This is a genomic window from Streptomyces sp. NPDC058674 (assembly GCF_042716505.1).
Lineage (GTDB): Bacteria > Actinomycetota > Actinomycetes > Streptomycetales > Streptomycetaceae > Streptomyces.
The window spans coordinates 1-19,516 of sequence record NZ_JBHXSC010000044.1 but is presented as its reverse complement, the minus strand read 5'-3'; the positions used below and the strand labels follow the sequence as shown (position 1 = coordinate 19,516).

At 71.9% G+C, this 19,516-nt stretch carries 17 protein-coding genes; 16 read left to right on the top strand and 1 reads right to left on the bottom strand.

Annotation, left to right across the window (positions count from 1 at the left end; genetic code table 11):
- Window positions 1-111: 111 nt before the first annotated feature.
- Window positions 112-663, bottom strand: a complete 552-nt coding sequence (locus ACFWU6_RS22055) for a beta-class carbonic anhydrase (RefSeq protein ID WP_383982604.1) — start codon at window positions 661-663, stop codon at window positions 112-114.
- A 411-nt stretch (window positions 664-1,074) separates the two neighbouring features.
- Here ACFWU6_RS22055 and rsmH point away from each other — a divergent pair, with 411 nt between their 5' ends.
- The 16 genes from rsmH (at window position 1,075) to ACFWU6_RS21975 (ending at window position 19,207) form a co-directional block, all read left to right on the top strand.
- Window positions 1,075-2,034, top strand: a complete 960-nt coding sequence (gene rsmH / locus ACFWU6_RS22050; RefSeq protein ID WP_383982601.1) for a 16S rRNA (cytosine(1402)-N(4))-methyltransferase RsmH — start codon at window positions 1,075-1,077, stop codon at window positions 2,032-2,034.
- Window positions 2,031-2,708: a septum formation initiator gene (locus tag ACFWU6_RS22045; RefSeq protein WP_383982598.1), complete on the top strand. Its 678-nt coding sequence runs from the start codon at window positions 2,031-2,033 to the stop codon at window positions 2,706-2,708. The genes rsmH and ACFWU6_RS22045 overlap by 4 nt, the downstream gene beginning before the upstream one ends.
- Window positions 2,709-2,804: 96 nt before the next feature.
- The gene (locus ACFWU6_RS22040; protein WP_383982596.1) at window positions 2,805-4,817 is read left to right on the top strand and encodes a peptidoglycan D,D-transpeptidase FtsI family protein; all 2,013 of its coding nucleotides are present in this window, start codon (window positions 2,805-2,807) and stop codon (window positions 4,815-4,817) included.
- Window positions 4,818-4,862: 45 nt separating this feature from the next.
- On the top strand, window positions 4,863-6,572 hold the full coding sequence (locus ACFWU6_RS22035; protein ID WP_383982594.1) for a UDP-N-acetylmuramoyl-L-alanyl-D-glutamate--2,6-diaminopimelate ligase: 1,710 nt from the start codon (window positions 4,863-4,865) through the stop codon (window positions 6,570-6,572).
- On the top strand, window positions 6,569-7,993 hold the full coding sequence (murF, locus tag ACFWU6_RS22030) for a UDP-N-acetylmuramoyl-tripeptide--D-alanyl-D-alanine ligase (protein WP_383982591.1): 1,425 nt from the start codon (window positions 6,569-6,571) through the stop codon (window positions 7,991-7,993). Before ACFWU6_RS22035 ends, murF begins: the two co-directional genes overlap by 4 nt.
- The gene (mraY, locus tag ACFWU6_RS22025) at window positions 7,990-9,060 is read left to right on the top strand and encodes a phospho-N-acetylmuramoyl-pentapeptide-transferase (protein WP_383811802.1); all 1,071 of its coding nucleotides are present in this window, start codon (window positions 7,990-7,992) and stop codon (window positions 9,058-9,060) included. The genes murF and mraY overlap by 4 nt, the downstream gene beginning before the upstream one ends.
- Window positions 9,042-10,469 carry a UDP-N-acetylmuramoyl-L-alanine--D-glutamate ligase gene (gene murD / locus ACFWU6_RS22020; protein WP_383811805.1) on the top strand — a complete coding sequence of 476 codons (1,428 nt, stop codon included), beginning with the start codon at window positions 9,042-9,044 and terminating at the stop codon, window positions 10,467-10,469. Before mraY ends, murD begins: the two co-directional genes overlap by 19 nt.
- Window positions 10,470-10,539: 70 nt before the next feature.
- The gene (gene ftsW / locus ACFWU6_RS22015; protein WP_383811807.1) at window positions 10,540-11,901 is read left to right on the top strand and encodes a putative lipid II flippase FtsW; all 1,362 of its coding nucleotides are present in this window, start codon (window positions 10,540-10,542) and stop codon (window positions 11,899-11,901) included.
- A 6-nt stretch (window positions 11,902-11,907) separates the two neighbouring features.
- Window positions 11,908-13,002: an undecaprenyldiphospho-muramoylpentapeptide beta-N-acetylglucosaminyltransferase gene (gene murG / locus ACFWU6_RS22010; protein WP_383811810.1), complete on the top strand. Its 1,095-nt coding sequence runs from the start codon at window positions 11,908-11,910 to the stop codon at window positions 13,000-13,002.
- A gap of 32 nt (window positions 13,003-13,034) precedes the next feature.
- The gene (locus ACFWU6_RS22005; protein ID WP_383982588.1) at window positions 13,035-13,880 is read left to right on the top strand and encodes a cell division protein FtsQ/DivIB; all 846 of its coding nucleotides are present in this window, start codon (window positions 13,035-13,037) and stop codon (window positions 13,878-13,880) included.
- 280 nt (window positions 13,881-14,160) lie between these two features.
- Window positions 14,161-15,354 (top strand): cell division protein FtsZ, encoded by a 1,194-nt coding sequence (ftsZ, locus tag ACFWU6_RS22000; RefSeq protein WP_383982585.1) that lies wholly within the window; start codon window positions 14,161-14,163, stop codon window positions 15,352-15,354.
- On the top strand, window positions 15,351-16,085 hold the full coding sequence (pgeF, locus tag ACFWU6_RS21995) for a peptidoglycan editing factor PgeF (protein WP_383811819.1): 735 nt from the start codon (window positions 15,351-15,353) through the stop codon (window positions 16,083-16,085). The genes ftsZ and pgeF overlap by 4 nt, the downstream gene beginning before the upstream one ends.
- Window positions 16,086-16,805 (top strand): YggS family pyridoxal phosphate-dependent enzyme, encoded by a 720-nt coding sequence (locus ACFWU6_RS21990; RefSeq protein WP_383811821.1) that lies wholly within the window; start codon window positions 16,086-16,088, stop codon window positions 16,803-16,805.
- 148 nt (window positions 16,806-16,953) lie between these two features.
- Complete coding sequence (locus tag ACFWU6_RS21985; protein WP_150520004.1) at window positions 16,954-17,571, top strand: cell division protein SepF; 618 nt, start codon at window positions 16,954-16,956, stop codon at window positions 17,569-17,571.
- A gap of 60 nt (window positions 17,572-17,631) precedes the next feature.
- Window positions 17,632-17,928, top strand: a complete 297-nt coding sequence (locus tag ACFWU6_RS21980) for a YggT family protein (protein WP_030155988.1) — start codon at window positions 17,632-17,634, stop codon at window positions 17,926-17,928.
- 82 nt (window positions 17,929-18,010) lie between these two features.
- Window positions 18,011-19,207 (top strand): DivIVA domain-containing protein, encoded by a 1,197-nt coding sequence (locus ACFWU6_RS21975; RefSeq protein ID WP_383982581.1) that lies wholly within the window; start codon window positions 18,011-18,013, stop codon window positions 19,205-19,207.
- Window positions 19,208-19,516: the final 309 nt, after the last annotated feature.

Genomic DNA, 19,516 nt, shown 5'->3' with positions numbered 1-19,516 from the left:
GCCGATCGCCCTTGGCGCACGACCGGCCCACCCCGAAACACGGACACCGGTCCCGGGGGTTCCCGGGCGGCGTCTCCCCGCATTGTTGACGGCGTTGCGGCCTGGTGTCACTCAGGAGCTGGGATCGATCTCCCGCAGGAGCCCGGTGTGCACGTCGAAGACGAAGCCTCGCACATCGTCCGTGAAGAGCAGGAAGGGGTTGGTGCGCACCCGCTGCATGGACTGGCGGACGTCCTGGTCGACGTCCCGGAAGGCCTCGACGGCCCAGGCCGGGCGCTGGCCGACCTCGTCCTCCAGCTCGTGCCGGAAGTCCTCGGTCAGGCTTTCGAGACCGCAGCCGGTGTGGTGGATGAGTATCACCGTGCGGGTGCCGAGCGCCCGCTGGCTGATGGTGAGGGAGCGGATGGTGTCGTCGGTGACCACGCCGCCCGCGTTGCGGATGGTGTGGCAGTCGCCGAGTTCCAGGCCGAGGGCGGCGTGCAGGTCCAGTCGCGCGTCCATGCAGGCCACGACGGCGACCTGGAGGACGGGGCGGGCGTCCATACCGGGGTCCGTGAACTTCGCGGCGTACTGCCTGTTGGCGTGAACCAGACGGTCCGTGACGGAGCCGCCGCCGGATGCCTCGGGTGCGGACGCGGCGGGCAGGGATGCGGATGTCGTCATGGAGAAGACGTTAATGGTCACCGTGGGCGCGGGCAGTGCGTGAGGACGGACAAAGAAGGTCAACCGCCCTTGTTGTGAGCTAACCCACAGGGGTGGGGAGGAGGCCTCCGATCGGGTGATTCGCGGCTTTTGCGGCTTCCCTCGGAGAGGGGCGCCCGCCGCGCGGGGCGGTTCGTTGACCGCGGCGACCGTTGCACTAAAGTGACGCGAACCGGCCGGAGCCCGGCCCTGACCGGCTGCCCGGCCCCCGATGAAACTCCGCGTGCGCGGGCGCGTACGTACGGCCCGGCCCTCTCCCGCTCACCGGCCGGCCGGCGCCGGCTTGCCCGGTGCCGCCGGACGGACCCCTTCCTGAGCGGGTGGGGACCCGGTGGTGCGTACGCCCGCCGCGCCGTTATCTGAGAGGGCGCTTTGACTAGCGAGTCCCGACACGTCCCGGTGATGCTCCAGCGGTGCCTGGACCTGTTGGCCCCGGCGCTGGAGAGGCCGGGGGCCGTCGTCGTCGACTGCACCCTCGGCCTCGGAGGCCACAGCGAGGCCCTGCTGACCCGGTTCCCCGAGGTGCACCTGATCGGCCTCGACCGCGACAAGGAGGCCCTGCGGCTCTCCGGCGAGCGGCTCGCGCCCTTCGGCGACCGCGCCACCCTCGTCCACGCGATCTACGCCGATCTCGCCGAGGTCCTGGACGGGCTGCGGATCCCGACCGTCCAGGGCATCCTCTTCGACCTCGGCGTCTCCTCCATGCAGCTGGACGAGGCCGACCGCGGGTTCGCCTACGCACAGGACGCGCCGCTGGACATGCGGATGGACCAGACGACGGGCATCAGCGCCGCCGAGGTGCTCAACACCTACGCGCCCGGCGAGCTCGTGCGCATCCTGCGCCAGTACGGCGAGGAGAAGCAGGCCAAGCGGATCGTGTCCGCCGTCGTCCGGGAGCGGGAGAAGGAGCCCTTCACCAACAGCGCACGGCTGGTGGAGCTGATCCGCGACTCCCTGCCGCAGGCGGCCAAGCGCACCGGCGGGAACCCCGCCAAGCGGACCTTCCAGGCGCTGCGCATCGAGGTCAACGGCGAGCTGTCGGGCCTGGAGCGCGCCATCCCCGCCGCGGTCGACCGGATCGCCGTCGGCGGCCGGATCGCGGTGCTGTCGTACCACTCGCTGGAGGACCGCCTGGTGAAGCAGGTCTTCGCGGCGGGCGCGGCCTCCACGGCGCCGCCCGGGCTGCCGGTGGTCCCGGAGAAGTACCAGCCGAAGCTGAAGCTGCTGACACGCGGGGCGGAACTGCCGACCGAGGAGGAGATCGCCGAGAACCGGCGGGCCGCCCCGGCGCGCTGCCGCGGCGTCGAGCGCATCCGGGAGGCGAAGCTGTGACGCCGGGGGGCGGCAAGGCGGGGAAGTTCGCCACGCTGACCCGAGGCCGGGCGGTCCGGGTCGGCCGGGCCCTCGGCGGCCGCCCCGGCGCGCGTCCCGCCGGCTCCCCCGGACAGGCCGCGCGGATGCCGTTCGTGCTGCTGGTCGTCGCGCTGCTGGCAGGCGGCCTGATCAGCCTGCTGCTGCTGAACTCGGCGCTGAACGAGGGCTCCTTCCAGCTGAGCCGGCTGAAGAAGGAGACCACCGTCCTCACGGACGAGGAGCAGGCGCTCCAGCGCGACGTCGACGCCTACTCGGCTCCTGACGCGCTGCAGCGCCGGGCGCAGGAGCTGGGCCTGGTCCCGGGCGGCAGCCCGGTCTTCATCGGTCCGGACGGCAAGGTCAGCGGCGCCGCGGCGCCGGCCGAGCTCCCGCCGCCGCCGTCCCCGCCGCCGTCCCCGGCACAGTCCGCCGTTCCGGCCGCGCCGCCCGCGGCCGCCTCCGGTGCGCCGGGCCCCGCGGCCCCGGCGCAGGACCAGGCCCCAGTGCAGAGCCAGGGCCGGCCCGCGGGCCAGAACCCGGATCAGCATCCCGGCCAGACCTCGGGCCAGAGCTCGGGCCAGGCCTCCGGGGGGTCGTCCCCCCAGTCCCCGTCCTCGCCCGCGCAGCAGTCCTCCCCCAACCCAGGCAGGTGACGTCGTGACCTCGATCGCAGGCGGTTCCGCGGCGCCGGGGCGCAGCCCCGCGGGGCCCTTCCCCGGCCCCGCCCCGGCGACGGCGGCGGTGCCCCGGTGAGCCCGCAGGAGCCGCCGCGCAGGCGGGTGCCCGGCCCCGGCCGCCCCCGGGCCGGGGACCGCGACCGGGCCCGGGCCGCGTCCCGTCCGGCCGCCCGGCCGGCGTCCCGCCGCCCCGCCCCCCGGCGCGGGCCGCACACCATCCGCCTCGGCAGCCCCCGGCCCCGGCTGCGCCTGGTCGGCGTCGGCCTGACCCTCGTCATGGTCGCCTTCGTCGTCCGCCTGCTCCAGGTGCAGGCCGTCGACGCCCCGGCCTTCTCCGCCGCGGCCTCCAAGAACCGCTACACCAGCGTCAAGCTGGCCGCCGAGCGCGGTGAGATCACCGACCGGAAGGGCGTGGCCCTGGCCACCAGCGTCGACGCGTACGACATCACGGCCGACCCGAAGATGTTCACCCCGCAGGACAGCAAGGCGCCGGACGCCCCCGAGCAGGCCGCCGCCCTCCTCGCGCCCATCCTCGGCCAGGACGCCGAGGAGCTGGCGGCGCGGCTGAAGACCAAGAACACCCGCTACGTCGTCATCGCCTACCGCCAGACCCCCCAGGTCTGGAACCAGATCAAGGACCTCAAGCGGGTCTTCGCGGACAAGGCGGCCGCCGACAAGCGCAACAACGGCCCCGGCGCCAACGTCCTGGCCGGCGTGTTCAACGAGAACAGCAGCAAGCGCGTGTACCCGAACGGCGACCTCGCCGCCGGGATACTGGGCTACGTCAACGCCGAGGGCAAGGGCGGCGGCGGGCTGGAGTCCTCCCTCGACAAGAAGCTGTCCGGCAAGGACGGCGAGGTCACCTACGCCCAGTCCGGCGGCCGGCGGGTCCCCACCGCCGGCTCCAGCGAGAAGCCCGCCGTGCCCGGCGAGGACATCGAGCTGACCATCGACCGCGACATCCAGTGGGCGGCCCAGAGCGCCATCGCCGAGCAGGTCCAGAAGTCCGAGGCCGACCGCGGGTACGTCATCGTCCAGGACACCGGCACCGGCGAGATCCTCGCCATGGCCAACGCCCCCGGATTCGACCCCAACGACCTCACCCGGGCCCGCTCCGCCGCCATGGGCAACGCGGCGCTCCAGGACGTGTACGAGCCCGGCTCCACCGCCAAGGTGATGTCGATGGCGGCCGTACTGGAGGAGAAGAAGGCCACCCCCGCCACGCACGTCGAGGTCCCCAACCGGCTCCACCGCGGGGACCGGCTCTTCAAGGACGACATCGACCACCCGACCTGGTACCTGACCCTCAACGGCGTCCTCGCCAAGTCCTCCAACATCGGCACCATCCTGGCCACCGGACAGCTGGGCGCCACCCAGCCCGAGGCCAACAAGGTGCTGCACTCCTACCTGACCAAGTTCGGCATGGGGCAGCCCACCGGCCTGGACTACCCCGGCGAGTCCCGCGGCATCCTCGCCAAGCCGGAGGACTGGTCCACCTCCCAGCAGTACACGATCCCCTTCGGCCAGGGCATGTCCCTCAACGCCATGCAGGCGGCCTCCGTGTACTCGACCATCGCCAACGGCGGGGTCCGGATCGAGCCGACCCTCGTCCGCGGGACCAAGGGGCCCGACGGCCGCTTCACCCCGGCCCCGGCCCCGGAGCAGCGCCAGGTGGTCAGCAGGGAGACCGCCAAGACCCTCGCCGAGATGCTCGAATCCGTGGTCGACGACCAGGACGGCACCGGCACCAAGGCCCGCATCCCCGGCTACCGGGTCGGCGGCAAGACCGGCACCTCCAACCGAGTGGATCCGGCCACCGGCCGCTACAAGGGCTACACGGCCTCCTTCGCCGGCTTCGCGCCCGCGGACAACCCCCGCATCACCGTCTACTGCGCCATCCAGAACCCCACGAAGGGCAGTTACTTCGGCGGCCAGATCTGCGGACCCATCTACAAGAAGGTCATGGAGTTCGCCCTCAAGACCCTCCAGGTGGCCCCCACCGGAACCGCCCCCGCCGGACTTCCGGTGACCTTCGACCCCGGTCCGCAGTCCACTCCGCCGTCCACCCCGCAGCCCGGTCAGTGACCCCCCGGCCCGGCAGGCCCGCAAGAAGAGCGTGAGGCACCACCAGTGACAACGATCACCCCGAAACCCGGGAACCAGTCGGCCGCCGGCTCCGAGGCCGGGCCCTCGCTTCGCGAGCGGGCCGCCGAGCCCGGTACGCTCACCGCCGTGTCCCACGCTGATCAGCCCAGAACCGCCCGGAAGGACGCCCCGGCAGTGCCGCCGGGAGCGCCCCGGCCCGTGTCCGCCCGCCCCACGCCGCTGGACGAGCTGGCCACCCTGCTGGGTCTCCCCGAGCCGTCCACCACACGGATCACCGGCATCACCCACGACTCCCGTGCGGTGCGCCCCGGAGACCTGTACGCGGCCCTGCCGGGTGCCCGGACCCACGGCGCCGACTTCGCCGCCCAGGCGGCCGGACTCGGCGCGGCCGCCGTGCTGACCGACCCCGCGGGGTCGGAGCGCGCCGCCGCGACCGGACTGCCCGTCCTCACCGTCGCCGACCCGCGCGGCCGGATGGGCGAGCTGGCCGCCGAGATCTACGGGCGGCCCGGCGAGGGCCTGCTCCAGATCGGCATCACCGGCACTTCCGGCAAGACCACCACGGCCTACCTCGTCGAGGGCGGACTGCGCGCCGCGGGCCGCAGCACCGGGCTGGTCGGCACGGTCGAGATGCGCATCGGCGACGAACGCATCAAGTCCGAGCGGACCACCCCCGAGGCCACCGACCTCCAGGCCCTCTTCGCCGTCATGCGCGAACGCGGGGTCGAGGCCGTCGCCATGGAGGTCTCCAGCCACGCCCTGGTGCTCGGGCGGGTGGACGGCTGCGTCTTCGACGTCGCCGTCTTCAACAACCTGAGCCCGGAGCACATGGAGTTCCACTCCGACATGGAGGACTACTTCCAGGCGAAGGCGGCGCTCTTCACCCCGCGCCGCGCCCGCCTCGGCGTGGTCAACATCGACGACGAGTACGGCCGCCGCCTGGCCGAGGAGGCGACGGTCCCGGTCGTCACCTTCTCCGCCGCCGGCGACCCGGCCGCCGACTGGCGCGCGCAGGACGTGGTGTTCGGGCCGGCGAGCTCGACCCTGACCCTGACCGGCCCCGCCGGACAGCACGTCCGGGCCGCCGCCCCCCTGCCCGGCCCGTTCAACGTCGCCAACACCGTCGCCGCGATCGTCACCCTCGCCGCCGCCGGCCTCGACCCGCAGACCGCCGCCGACGGCGTCGCCGCCGTCCCCGGGGTGCCCGGCCGGCTGGAGCGGGTGGACGCGGGACAGCCGTACCTGGCCGTCGTCGACTACGCCCACAAGACCGACGCCGTCGAATCCGTCCTGCGCGCGCTGCGCGAGGTCACCGAGGGCAAGCTGCACATCGTGCTCGGCTGCGGCGGCGAGCGCGACACCACCAAGCGCGCCCCGATGGGCGCCGCGGCCGCGCGGTACGCGGATCTCGCCGTCCTGACCTCCGACAACCCGCGCTCCGAGGACCCCCTGGCCATCCTGGCCGCGATGTTCGAAGGCGCCGTGTCGGTGCCGCCCGCCGAGCGCGGCACCGTCCTCGTCGACGCCGACCGGGCCGGGGCCATCGCCGCCGCCGTGGCGCGCGCCGAGCCCGGGGACACCGTCCTGGTGGCGGGCAAGGGCCACGAGCAGGGCCAGGACACCGCGGGCACCGTCCGCCCCTTCGACGACCGCACGGTGCTCCGCGCCGCGATCGAACGCCAGGCTGCGCAGAGCAGAGAAGCGAACGTCCGACAGGCCGAGGTGAACCAGTGATCGCCCTCTCCCTCGCCGAGATCGCCGACATCACCGGCGGGCGGCCCCACGACATACCGGACCCTTCGGTGCGGATCACCGGGCCCGTCGTCATCGACTCCCGCCAGGTGGAGGCCGGCAGCCTCTTCGCCGCCTTCGACGGCGAGCACGTCGACGGCCACGACTACGCGGAGCGCGCGGTCGCCGCCGGAGCCGCGGCCGTCCTAGCGGCCCGGCCCGTCGGCGTGCCCGCCCTCGTCGTCCCCGACGTGGAGAAGGCGCTCGGCGCCCTCGCGCGGGCCGTCGTCGAAAGGCTCGGGACCGACGTGGTGGCCCTGACGGGCTCCGCCGGGAAGACGTCGACGAAGGACCTCATCGCGCAGGTGCTCCAGGCCCACGCCCCCACGGTGTGGACGCCCGGCTCCCTCAACAACGAGATCGGCCTGCCGCTCACCGCGCTGAGGGCCACCGAGGACACCCGGCACCTGGTGCTGGAGATGGGGGCCCGGGGGATCGGCCACATCGCGTACCTCACCGGCCTGACCCCGCCGCGCATCGGACTCGTCCTCAACGTCGGCACCGCCCACATCGGCGAGTTCGGCGGACGCGAGCAGATCGCGCAGGCCAAGGGCGAGTTGGTCGAGACCCTGCCCTCCGAGGCCGACGGCGGCGTCGCCCTCCTCAACGCCGACGACCCGCTGGTACGCGCCATGTCCGCCCGCACGAAGGCCCGTACGGTCCTCTTCGGCGAGGCGGAGGACGCCGACGTACGGGCCACCGGGGTGCGGATGACCGCCGGGGGGCAGCCCTCCTTCACGCTCCACACCCCCACCGGGTGCGGCGAAGTGACCTTGCGGCTGTACGGTGAGCACCACGTGTCGAACGCGCTCGCCGCGGCCGCCGTCGCCCACGTGCTGGGCATGTCCGTCGAGGAGATCGCCACCGCGCTCTCCGGGGCGGGCACCTTGTCCCGGTGGCGGATGGAGGTCACCGAGCGGGCGGACGGCGTGACGATCGTCAACGACGCCTACAACGCGAACCCGGAGTCCATGCGGGCCGCTCTGCGCGCACTTGCCGCGATGGGGGGCTCCGCGCGGGCGAACGGGGGGCGTACGTGGGCGGTGCTCGGCCCCATGGCCGAGCTCGGTGACGCATCGCTCGCCGAACACGACGCGGTGGGACGGCTTGCCGTCCGGCTCAACGTGAGCAAGCTCGTGGCAGTCGGGGGCAGGGAAGCGTCCTGGCTGCAACTGGGCGCATATAACGAGGGTTCGTGGGGTGAGGAGTCGGTGGTCGTGTCCGACGCGCAGGCGGCGGTCGACCTGTTGCGCAGTGAGCTGCGCCCGGGTGACGTCGTGCTGGTGAAGGCTTCCAGGTCGGTCGGTCTGGAACGGGTCGCGCTGGCGTTGCTGGAGCGCGAGGGCGAGGTCGCCGACCGATGAGGCAGATCCTGTTCGCCGGCGTCATCGGCCTGTTCCTGACGCTCATCGGCACTCCGCTGCTGATCAAGCTGCTGGCCCGCAAGGGCTACGGCCAGTTCATCCGCGACGACGGCCCGCGCGGCCACGCCGGGAAGAAGGGCACGCCCACCATGGGCGGCATCTCCTTCATCCTGGCCACGCTCATCGCGTACGCCCTGACCAAGGTCATCACCGGCAGCGAGCCGACCTTCTCGGGCCTGCTCGTCCTGTTCCTGATGGCGGGCATGGGAGTCGTCGGCTACCTGGACGACTACATCAAGATCGTCAAGCGGCGGTCGCTCGGCCTGCGGGCCAAGGCGAAGATGTCCGGGCAGCTGATCGTCGGCATCGCGTTCGCGGTGCTCGCGCTCCAGTTCAAGGACTCGCGCGGGCTCACCCCGGCCTCCGACAGGCTGTCGTTCGTCACGGACTTCGGCTGGTCGATCGGGCCGGTGCTGTTCGTCGTCTGGGCGCTGTTCATGATCCTGGCCATGTCCAACGGCGTGAACCTGACCGACGGTCTGGACGGCCTCGCCACCGGCGCCGCGGTGATGGTCTTCGGCGCCTACACCTTCATCGGCGTCTGGCAGTACCAGGAGTCCTGCGCCAACGCGCAGACCCTGCCGTACCCGAACGCCTGCTTCGAGGTCCGCGACCCGCTCGACCTGGCCGTCGTCGCCTCCGCCCTGATGGGCGCCTGCTTCGGCTTCCTGTGGTGGAACACCTCGCCGGCGAAGATCTTCATGGGCGACACCGGCTCGCTGGCCCTCGGCGGCGCGCTCGCCGGCCTCGCGATCTGCTCCCGCACCGAGTTCCTGATGGCGCTCCTCGGCGGCCTCTTCGTCCTCATCACCATGTCGGTCGTCATCCAGGTCGGCTCCTTCAAGCTGACCGGCAAGCGCGTCTTCCGGATGGCCCCGCTGCAGCACCACTTCGAACTCAAGGGGTGGTCCGAAGTCCTTGTCGTGGTCCGCTTCTGGATCATCCAGGGCATGTGCGTGATCGTGGGTCTCGGTCTCTTCTACGCGGGATGGGCAGCGGACAAGTGACGTCCTGGCAGGGCAAGAACATCACCGTCGCCGGTCTCGGCGTGAGCGGCGTCAGCGCCGCCCGCGCCCTGGCCGGCTTCGGCGCGTCGGTGACCGTCGTGGACGGCGGCGACGGCGAGGGCCACCGCGCCCGCGCCGCGGAGCTCCGGGAGGCGGGGATCTCCGTACGCCTCGCGGACGCGGAAACCCTGCCCGAGGGGACCGACCTGGTCGTCACCTCACCCGGCTGGAAGCCTGACAGCCCCCTCTTCGCCGCCGCCGCGAAGGCCGGCGTCGAGGTGGTCGGGGACGTGGAGATCGCCTGGCAGCTGCGCGGCGAGAAGGCGGCCCCCTGGCTCGCCGTCACCGGGACCAACGGCAAGACCACCACCACCCAGATGCTGGCGTCGATCCTCAAGGCGGCCGGCCTGCGGACCGCGGCCGTCGGCAACATCGGCACGCCCATCATCGACGTGGTGCTCGACGACGGCGCCCACGACGTGCTCGCCGTCGAACTCTCCAGCTACCAGCTGCACTGGGCGCCCTCGGTGCGCGCCCACTCGGCGGTCGTCCTCAACCTGGCGCCCGACCACCTCGACTGGCACGGCTCGATGGAGGCGTACGCCGCCGACAAGGGCCGCATCTACGAGGGCAACACCGTGGCCTGCGTCTACAACGTCGCCGACCGCGCCACCGAGGACCTGGTGGCCGAGGCCGACGTCGAGGAGGGCTGCCGCGCGATCGGCTTCACCCTCGGCGCTCCCGGCCCCTCCATGCTCGGCGTGGTCGACGGCATCCTCATCGACCGGGCCTTCGTGGCCAACCGCCAGAAGAACGCCCAGGAGCTGGCGCTGGTCGAGGACGTCAACCCGCCGGCGCCGCACAACATCGCCAACGCGCTCGCCGCCGCCGCCCTCGCCCGCGCCTTCGGCGTCGAGCCGCGCGCGGTCCGCGACGGACTGCGCGCCTTCCGCCCGGACGCGCACCGGGTGGCGTACGTGGACGAGGTCGACTCGGTCACCTACATCGACGACTCCAAGGCCACCAACACGCACGCCGCGGAGGCCTCCCTCGCGGCCTTCGAGCCGGTCGTCTGGATCGCCGGCGGCCTCGCCAAGGGCGCGACCTTCGACGAGCTCGTACGGAAGTCGGCCGAGCGGCTGCGCGCCGTCGTGCTGATCGGCGCCGACCGGGCGCTGATCGCCGAGGCGCTGGCGCGACACGCCCCCGAGGTCCCGGTCACCGACCTCGACCGGACCGACACTGGGGCGATGCTCGCGGCGGTGCGGGAGGCGGCCCGGCTCGCGGAGCCCGGCGACACGGTCCTGCTGGCACCCGCCTGCGCGTCGATGGACATGTTCGCGAACTACAACAAGCGCGGCGACGCGTTCGCCGACGCGGTGCGCGAACTGGCCGCCGAGAGCGCCTAGGTCGAAGGCTCCGGGACAGGTTCCCTCCGGCCGGCTGCTCGCCTCGTACGAGTGGAGGGGAAGATCACAGATGCCGGCCAAGCAGATGCTGCCGGGGCGGCGGCCGTCCGCCGCGAAGGCGCAGGGCCGCACCCGCCCGGCGGCGCGCGTGAAGCGGCCCGCCGGGCGCGGGCCGGTGGCCCGGTTCCGGCATGCGCAGCAGCAGGTGCGCAGGGCCTGGGACCGCCCGCTCACCGCCTACTACCTGATCTTCGGCAGCTCGCTGCTCATCACCGTGCTCGGCCTGGTGATGGTCTACTCGGCCTCCATGATCAAGGCGCTGCAACTGGGACTCGGCGACGCCTACTTCTTCAAGAAGCAGTTCCTGGCCGCCCTGATCGGCACCTGCCTGCTGCTCGCCGCCTCCCGGATGCCGGTCAAACTGCACCGGGCGCTGTCCTATCCGGTACTCGCCGTCACCCTCTTCCTGATGGCCCTGGTCCAGGTGCCCGGGATAGGGGTGTCCATCAACGGCAACCAGAATTGGATCTCCCTTGGCGGTCCGTTCATGCTCCAGCCCAGTGAGTTCGGCAAGCTGGCACTGATCCTGTGGGGCGCCGACCTGCTCGCCCGCAAGGGCGACAAGGGGCTGCTGGACCAGTGGAAGCACCTGCTGGTGCCGCTGGTCCCAGTGGCCTTCCTGCTGCTCGGACTGATCATGCTGGGCGGGGACATGGGCACCGCGATGATCCTCGGCGCCGTGCTCTTCGGCCTGTTGTGGCTGGCGGGCGCCCCGACCCGGATGTTCGTCGGGGTACTGGCCTTCGCGGGTGCGATCGTCGCGCTCATGATCAAGACCAGTCCCCACCGGATGGACCGCCTCGCCTGCCTCGGCGCGACAGAACCGGGCAAGGGCGACCTTTGCTGGCAGGCCGTGCACGGGATCTACGCCCTGGCCTCCGGCGGATGGTTCGGTTCCGGCCTGGGTGCGAGTATGGAAAAATGGGGGCAACTACCCGAAGCCCACACCGACTTCATCTTCGCCATCACCGGGGAGGAACTGGGTCTGGCGGGGACGCTGTCGGTGCTCGCCCTGTTCGCGGCCCTAGGCTATGCGGGTATCCGCGTGGCCGGACGCACGGAGGACTCCTTCGTACGGTTTGCCGCGGGAGGCGTGACCACCTGGATCACGGCGCAGGCCGTGATCAACATCGGTGCGGTGCTCGGTCTGCTGCCGATCGCCGGGGTCCCGCTCCCGCTGTTCTCCTACGGGGGGTCGGCCCTGCTGCCGACGATGTTCGCGGTCGGACTGCTCATCGCGTTCGCGCGGGAGGAGCCGGCGGCGCGCGCGGCCCTCGCGATGCGGCAGCCGAAGACCGGCTGGTGGCGGACCGGGGTGAGATGGAAATCGATGAGACGGCGCGTCACGAGGCGTCCGTCCGGAGAGCGGTGAATTTCGGTGCATGTCGTACTCGCCGGTGGGGGGACCGCCGGCCACATCGAGCCGGCGCTCGCCCTCGCGGACGCCCTGCGCAGGCAGGACCCTTCAGTGGGCATCACCGCCCTCGGCACGGAGCGCGGACTGGAAACCCGCCTGGTGCCGGAACGCGGCTACGAGCTGGGCCTGATCCCCGCCGTGCCGCTGCCCCGCAAGCCCACCCCGGAACTGATCACGGTCCCCGGGCGGCTGCGCGGCACCATCAAGGCCGCGGAGGAGATCCTGCTGCGCACCAAGGCCGACTGCGTCGTCGGCTTCGGCGGCTACGTGGCCCTGCCCGGCTACCTCGCGGCCAAGCGCCTGGGCGTGCCGATCATCGTGCACGAGGCCAACGCGCGGCCCGGACTGGCCAACAAGATCGGCTCCCGGTACGCGCACGCCGTGGCGGTCTCCACCCCCGACAGCAAGCTGCGCGGTGCCCGCTACGTGGGCATCCCGCTGCGCCGGTCGATCTCCACCCTCGACCGGGCCGCCGTACGCCCCGAGGGGCGCGCCGCCTTCGGCCTGGACCCCAACCTGCCCACGCTGCTGGTCTCCGGCGGCTCGCAGGGCGCCCGCCGCCTCAACGAGGTGATCCAGCAGGTCGCTCCGACCCTCCAGCGCTCCGGGATCCAGATCCTGCACGCCGTGGGGCCGAAGAACGAACTGCCGCGTGTCGACAACATGCCCGGGATGCCGCCGTATGTGCCGGTACCGTACGTGGACCGGATGGATCTCGCGTACGCCGCCGCCGACATGATGCTGTGCCGGGCGGGCGCGATGACCGTCGCCGAACTGTCCGCCGTCGGGCTCCCCGCCGCCTACGTCCCGTTGCCGATCGGCAACGGCGAACAGCGGCTCAACGCCCAGCCGGTGGTCAAGGCCGGCGGCGGCCTGCTCGTCGACGACGCGGAGCTGACGCCCGAGTGGGTGCTCGGCCAGGTCCTCCCGGTGCTGTCCGATCCGCACCGCCTGTACGAGATGTCCCGCGCGGCCGGGGAGTTCGGCCGCCGGGACGCCGACGAGCTGCTGGTCGGCATGGTGTACGAGGCGATCGCGGCCCACAGGAACCGCTGAGGCGGGACCGCACTGACGCAGGAGGCACAGGAGTGGCCGGAGCGACGACCGCACAGCGCGGCACCCCCGGTTCCGGCGGGTCGCCCCGCAAGGGTTTCGGCGCGCCCGGGCGCACCAGGCCTCCGAAGCCTCCCGAGTCGACCGGGAAGCCCGGTTCGCGGGGCTCCGGCGGACGTGTCCGCCGGGGCCCCGCGCTGGCCCTCCTCGTGGCCGCGGCGCTCCTCGCCGGGGGCGCCGCCTGGGTGCTCTACGGCTCCTCCTGGCTCCGGATCGAGAAGGTCACCGCGGCCGGGGTGGAGGTGCTCACCCCCGAGCAGGTGCTGGCGGCGGCGGCCGTGCCGGTCGGTGCGCCCCTGGTGGGCGTGGACACCGACGAGATCGAAAACCGCGTCAGGAGGCGGCTGCCCCGTATCGATTCGGTCGATGTCGTACGGGCCTGGCCGCACGGAATCGGGCTGAAAGTGACGGAACGCAAACCGGTCCTGCTCATCAGAAAGGGCGCTGACTTCGTTGAAGTGGACGCTTCGGGTGTGCGATTCGACACGGTTCCGAAAGCGCCCGCGGGCGTTCCGGTCCTCGAATTGAACGCGGGAGGCTCCCCGAGCGCACGCCGGTTCGACGAGGAACGGCTGCTGCACGAGGCCGTACTCGTCGCCGGAGCGCTGCCGGGGCCGGTCTCCAAGGAGACCTTGCAGGTCAAGGTGGGTTCCTACGATTCGGTCGTGCTGGAGCTGTCCCGCGGGCGGACCGTGACCTGGGGGAGCGGCGAGCAGAGTGACGCGAAGGGGCGTGCGCTGACCGCTTTGCTGAAAGCGGCGCCCAAGGCCGATCACTTCGACGTGAGCGTCCCCACCGCCCCTGCGGTGTCCGGGAGTTGACGTCGGGTCGAACAGCGGCGCACCCTGGTTGGCCAGCGATACGGGTGATCACATAGGGTGAAAAGAAAAACGGGAGGTTCGGCGTGTTCGTTGAACACGCGCTACTTGTCGACTTAGTGTCCTGTTCGGAAGAGTCCAGGGAACAGACACACCCCTCACCCTAAACTTCAGGTTGAGGGTTCGGGTCGGCGCGGTACGGACCGTCCCAATTTCGGCATCAGTCGTCGCAACGCAGGCCCGCGAGGCGGCGACACGTAACTCGAGGCGAGAGGCCTTCGACGTGGCAGCACCGCAGAACTACCTCGCAGTCATCAAGGTCATCGGTGTCGGCGGCGGTGGTGTCAATGCCATCAACCGAATGATCGAGGTCGGTCTCAAGGGCGTCGAGTTCATCGCGATCAACACGGACGCCCAGGCGCTGTTGATGAGCGACGCCGACGTCAAGCTCGACGTCGGCCGTGAACTCACCCGGGGCCTCGGCGCCGGCGCCAATCCGGCCGTCGGTCGCAAGGCGGCAGAGGACCACCGCGAGGAGATCGAGGAGGTCCTCAAGGGGGCCGACATGGTCTTCGTCACCGCCGGTGAGGGCGGCGGCACCGGCACCGGCGGCGCACCCGTCGTCGCCAACATCGCCCGCTCGCTGGGCGCCCTGACGATCGGTGTGGTCACCCGGCCGTTCACCTTCGAGGGCCGGCGACGCGCGAACCAGGCGGAGGACGGCATCGCCGAGCTCCGCGAAGAGGTCGACACCCTCATCGTCATCCCCAACGACCGCCTGCTGTCCATCTCGGACCGCCAGGTCAGCGTGCTCGACGCCTTCAAGTCGGCCGACCAGGTCCTGCTCTCGGGCGTCCAGGGCATCACCGACCTCATCACCACCCCGGGTCTGATCAACCTCGACTTCGCGGACGTCAAGTCCGTGATGTCCGAGGCGGGCTCGGCCCTGATGGGCATCGGCTCGGCCCGCGGCGACGACCGCGCGGTGGCCGCCGCCGAGATGGCGATCTCCTCGCCGCTGCTGGAGGCGTCCATCGACGGCGCCCGGGGCGTCCTGCTCTCCATCTCCGGCGGCTCGGACCTCGGTCTCTTCGAGATCAACGAGGCCGCGCAGCTGGTGAGCGAGGCCGCGCACCCCGAGGCGAACATCATCTTCGGAGCCGTCATCGACGACGCGCTCGGCGACGAGGTGCGGGTCACCGTGATCGCGGCCGGCTTCGACGGCGGACAGCCCCCGGCCCGCCGGGACAACGTCATCGGCGCCGCGTCCGCGAAGCGCGAGGAGCCGGCCCCCGCGCCGGTCCGCGCGCCCGAGCCGGTGCGTCCGGCCTTCGGCGGACTCGGCTCGGTCACCCCGCGCGAGGAGCCCCCGGCCCCGGCCGAGGCCCAGGTCTCCGCGCCGCCGCAGGTCCCCACGGCCCGGCCGTACCAGGACAGCCCGGCCGAGGAACTGGATGTCCCGGACTTCTTGAAGTGACACCCGAGCAGCACCACGTGGGCGGCGCCCACTTCGCCTTCACCGACAGGTGGGGCGGAGTGAGCGCCGTTCCGTACGAAGAGCTCAACCTCGGCGGCGCGGTCGGAGACGACCCGGCCGCCGTTCTCGCGAACCGGGCCCTGGCGGCCCGGTCCCTGGGGCTGGAGCCGGACCGGGTGGTCTGGATGAACCAGGTCCACGGCCGGGACGTGGCGGTGGTCGACGGACCCTGGGGGGCCGGAGCCGAGGTCCCGCCCGTGGACGCGGTGGTGACCGCCCGTCGGGGACTGGCCCTCGCCGTGCTCACCGCCGACTGCACGCCGGTCCTGCTGGCCGACCCCGTCGCCGGGGTCGTGGGCGCCGCCCATGCGGGGCGGCCCGGCCTGGTCGCCGGGGTGGTGCCCGCCGCGGTCGAGGCGATGGTCTCCCTCGGGGCCGACCCGGGCCGGATCACCGCCCGTACCGGGCCCGCCGTCTGCGGGCGCTGCTACGAGGTCCCCGCCGCGATGCGGGACGCGGTCGCCGAAGCGGTGCCGGCCGCCCGGGCCGAGACGAGCTGGGGGACGCCGGCCGTCGACGTGGTCGCCGGAGTGCACGCCCAGCTCGCGGGGGCGGGGGTGGTGCAGAGCGGCCGATCCCCGGTCTGCACACTGGAGTCACGGGACCACTTCTCGTACCGCCGCGACCGGGTGACCGGGCGGCTTGCCGGATATGTCTGGTTGGATCGATAAATGACGGACCGTAAGTCGGAACTCGCCGAGAGCCTGGCGCGGGTGGAGGATCGCATCGGATCCGCCTGTGCCGCGGCGGGGCGCGAGCGGGGGGAGGTGACCCTGATCGTGGTCACCAAGACGTACCCCGCGAGCGACGTACGACTGCTGGCGGACCTCGGGGTCCGTCACGTGGCGGAGAATCGCGACCAGGACGCCGCCCCCAAGGCGGCGGCCTGTGCGGACCTGCCGCTCAGCTGGCACTTCGTCGGCCAGTTGCAGACCAACAAAGTCCGTTCCGTGGCGGGATACGCGCATCTGGTGCAGTCGGTCGACCGGCCGAAGCTCGTGACCGCGCTCTCGGCGGCGGCCTCGAACACCGGACGGGAACTCGGCTGCCTCGTGCAGATCGCCCTCGACGCCGAGTCGGGCGGGCGGGGGGCGCGCGGCGGCGCGGCGCCCGAGCAGCTCCCGGAGTTGGCGGACCTCGTCGCCCGCTCGCCCGGACTGCGGATCGACGGACTGATGACCGTCGCCCCGCTGACCGGTCCTTACGCGGGACGCGAACAGGCGGCCTTCGAGCGGCTGGTGGAATTGTCATCCCGGCTGCGCGCCGACCATCCGACTGCCACGATGGTCTCGGCCGGGATGAGCGCAGACCTGGAACAGGCCGTGGCGGCCGGTGCGACACATGTACGCGTCGGCACTGCGGTACTCGGCGCGAGACCCCGGCTCGGGTAACGTCGCGAAGAAAGTCGGACCACAGCAGAAAATATGGTCATTCCCGCTGATGGCGGGCAGACCACGTGGATCGCGGGCAGTTGGTGACATTCGTGACACGGCGGCACCTGCGACAGGGCGATCCACCACAGAGCGGAGGACTCAGAGAATGGCCGGCGCGATGCGCAAGATGGCGGTCTACCTCGGCCTCGTGGAGGACGACCGGTACGACAACCCGGGGTACGACCCCGACGACGAGTTCGAGCCCGAGCCGGAACCGGAGCGAGCCCGAGACCGGGACCGCCGACAGCAGCCGGTTCACCAACCGCCCGTAACGGACGAACCAGTACGAGTCGTACAGCCCCCGGCGCAGCGGGAGCCCATCCCAATTCCGGTGGAAAACGGACGTCCTGCGCGAATCGCCCCCGTGGCATCCATCACACCTGACCGATCGAACCTGGAGAAGAACGCCCCCGTGATCATGCCCAAGGTCGTCTCCGAGCGGGAGCCGTACCGCATCACGACGCTGCACCCCCGGACCTACAACGAGGCCCGTACCATCGGGGAACACTTCCGTGAGGGCACTCCGGTGATCATGAATCTCACGGAGATGGACGACACGGACGCGAAGCGTCTCGTGGACTTCGCCGCCGGTCTCGTCTTCGGCCTGCACGGCAGCATTGAACGCGTGACACAGAAGGTGTTCCTGCTGTCGCCTGCTAACGTCGATGTCACGGCGGAGGACAAGGCCCGCATCGCGGAGGGCGGGTTCTTCAACCAAAGCTAGACCGATCCGTCAGATACGGGACCGGGAACAGAGCGGGAGCAGGGGAGAGGGAAGCGCGGGATGGGTGTCGCACTACAGGTCGTCTACATCGCGCTGATGTGCTTCCTCATCGTGCTGATCTTCCGACTGGTCATGGACTACGTGTTCCAGTTCGCACGTTCATGGACACCCGGCAAGGCGATGGTGGTCGTTTTGGAGGCCACCTACACTGTCACCGATCCACCGCTCAAGCTTCTTCGGCGTTTCATCCCGCCGTTGCGTCTCGGGGGCGTGGCACTCGACCTGTCCTTCTTCGTTCTGATGATCATCGTTTACATCCTCATCAGTTTCGTGAGCACCGCTGCGAGAAGCGTGTGAACGATGTGCTCCCCCGCAGGCGCGGGGACAGTCCCGATACGGTCTTGCCGACTGCCGACGACTACGTAGAGGTGAAGAAGACATGCCGCTGACCCCCGAGGACGTGCGGAACAAGCAGTTCACGACCGTCCGCCTCCGAGAAGGCTATGACGAGGACGAGGTCGATGCCTTCCTCGACGAGGTCGAGTCCGAGCTGACGCGCCTGCTGCGCGAGAACGAGGACCTGCGCGCCAAGCTGGCCGCCGCCACGCGTGCCGCCGCGCAGAACCAGCAGCAGCAAGGGATGCGCAAGCCCGAACCCCAGGACCAGCGAGGCCCCGGCGCCCCCGTGCCCGCTGCCATATCCGGCCCGCCGCAGCAGCAGCAGCAGCAGATGGGCCCGCCGCAGCTGCAGGGCGGACAGCCGCAGCTCCCGGCCGGCCCCGGCGGAAACGGACCGCAGGGTCCGGGCCCGATGGGCGGCCCCATGCAGCAGCACCCCATGGGCGGCCCGCAGGGCATGGGCCAGCAGCAGATGCAGCAGCAGCAGTCGATGGGCGGCCAGAACCCGCTCGGCCAGCCCATGGGGCAGCAGATGCAGCCGATGGGCCAGCAGATGCAGCCCATGGGGCAGCAGATGCAGCCCATGGGGCAGCAGATGCACCAGCAGCAGCCCCCGCAGCAGAACCCCGGCGGCGACAGCGCTGCCCGTGTCCTGTCGCTGGCGCAGCAGACGGCGGACCAGGCGATCGCGGAGGCCCGTTCCGAGGCCAACAAGATCGTCGGCGAAGCCCGTTCGCGCGCCGAGGGCTTGGAGCGGGACGCCCGTGCCAAGGCCGACGCCCTGGAGCGGGACGCGCAGGAGAAGCACCGCGTCGCGATGGGCTCCCTCGAGTCCGCCCGCGCCACGCTGGAGCGCAAGGTCGAGGACCTGCGGGGCTTCGAACGCGAGTACCGTACGCGGCTGAAGTCCTACCTGGAGTCGCAGCTGCGCCAGCTGGAGACCCAGGCCGACGACTCCCTCGCCCCTCCGCGCAACCCGGGCGCTCCGTCGCTGCCGCCGTCGCCGTCGATGGCCCCGGCCGGTGCGATGGGCCACTCCATGGGAGGCCCGTCGATGGGCGGTCCGTCCCCCATGGGCGGTCCCTCCCCGATGGGTGCCCCGTCCTACGGTGGCAACCAGCAGCAGATGTCCCCGGCGATGACCCAGCCGATGGCTCCGGTCCGGCCGGCTGCTCCGCAGCCGATGCAGGCGCCGTCGCCGATGCGGGGCTTCCTGATCGACGAGGACGACAACTAGGCGCCGCGCCGCCTGTCGGCAGTCGCTTCACGGGCCGGGCCCGGTTCCCCTTCGGGGGCACCGGGCCCGGCCCGTTTCGCATGTGCCGGTGCGCTGCCGCTGGCGCTGCCGGTGTGGGGGCCGTGGTCGTCGGGTGGGTGCGGGTCACCGCCCTGGGGGCTCCGCCCTGGGGGCTCCGCCCCAGACCCCGCGCCTCACACGCCGGCGGGGCTGGAAGTGGTGCGGCTCGGTACGCAGCGGCTGGGGCGGGTGGCAGGGGAAACCGGGGGAACGCGAGCGGCCCCCCCCCCCCCCCGGGGGGGGGGGGCC

Bases quoted from the DNA above. Each gene is read 5' to 3' on its own strand.
- ACFWU6_RS21985 (WP_150520004.1), top strand. From the start codon at position 16,954: ATGGCCGGCGCGATGCGCAAGATGGCGGTCTACCTCGGCCTCGTGGAG.
- murD (WP_383811805.1), top strand. From the start codon at position 9,042: ATGGGCAGCGGACAAGTGACGTCCTGGCAGGGCAAGAACATCACCGTC.
- ACFWU6_RS22055 (WP_383982604.1), bottom strand. From the start codon at position 663: ATGACGACATCCGCATCCCTGCCCGCCGCGTCCGCACCCGAGGCATCC.
- ACFWU6_RS21975 (WP_383982581.1), top strand. From the start codon at position 18,011: ATGCCGCTGACCCCCGAGGACGTGCGGAACAAGCAGTTCACGACCGTC.
- ACFWU6_RS21990 (WP_383811821.1), top strand. From the start codon at position 16,086: ATGACGGACCGTAAGTCGGAACTCGCCGAGAGCCTGGCGCGGGTGGAG.
- ACFWU6_RS21980 (WP_030155988.1), top strand. From the start codon at position 17,632: ATGGGTGTCGCACTACAGGTCGTCTACATCGCGCTGATGTGCTTCCTC.
- ftsW (WP_383811807.1), top strand. From the start codon at position 10,540: ATGCCGGCCAAGCAGATGCTGCCGGGGCGGCGGCCGTCCGCCGCGAAG.
- mraY (WP_383811802.1), top strand. From the start codon at position 7,990: ATGAGGCAGATCCTGTTCGCCGGCGTCATCGGCCTGTTCCTGACGCTC.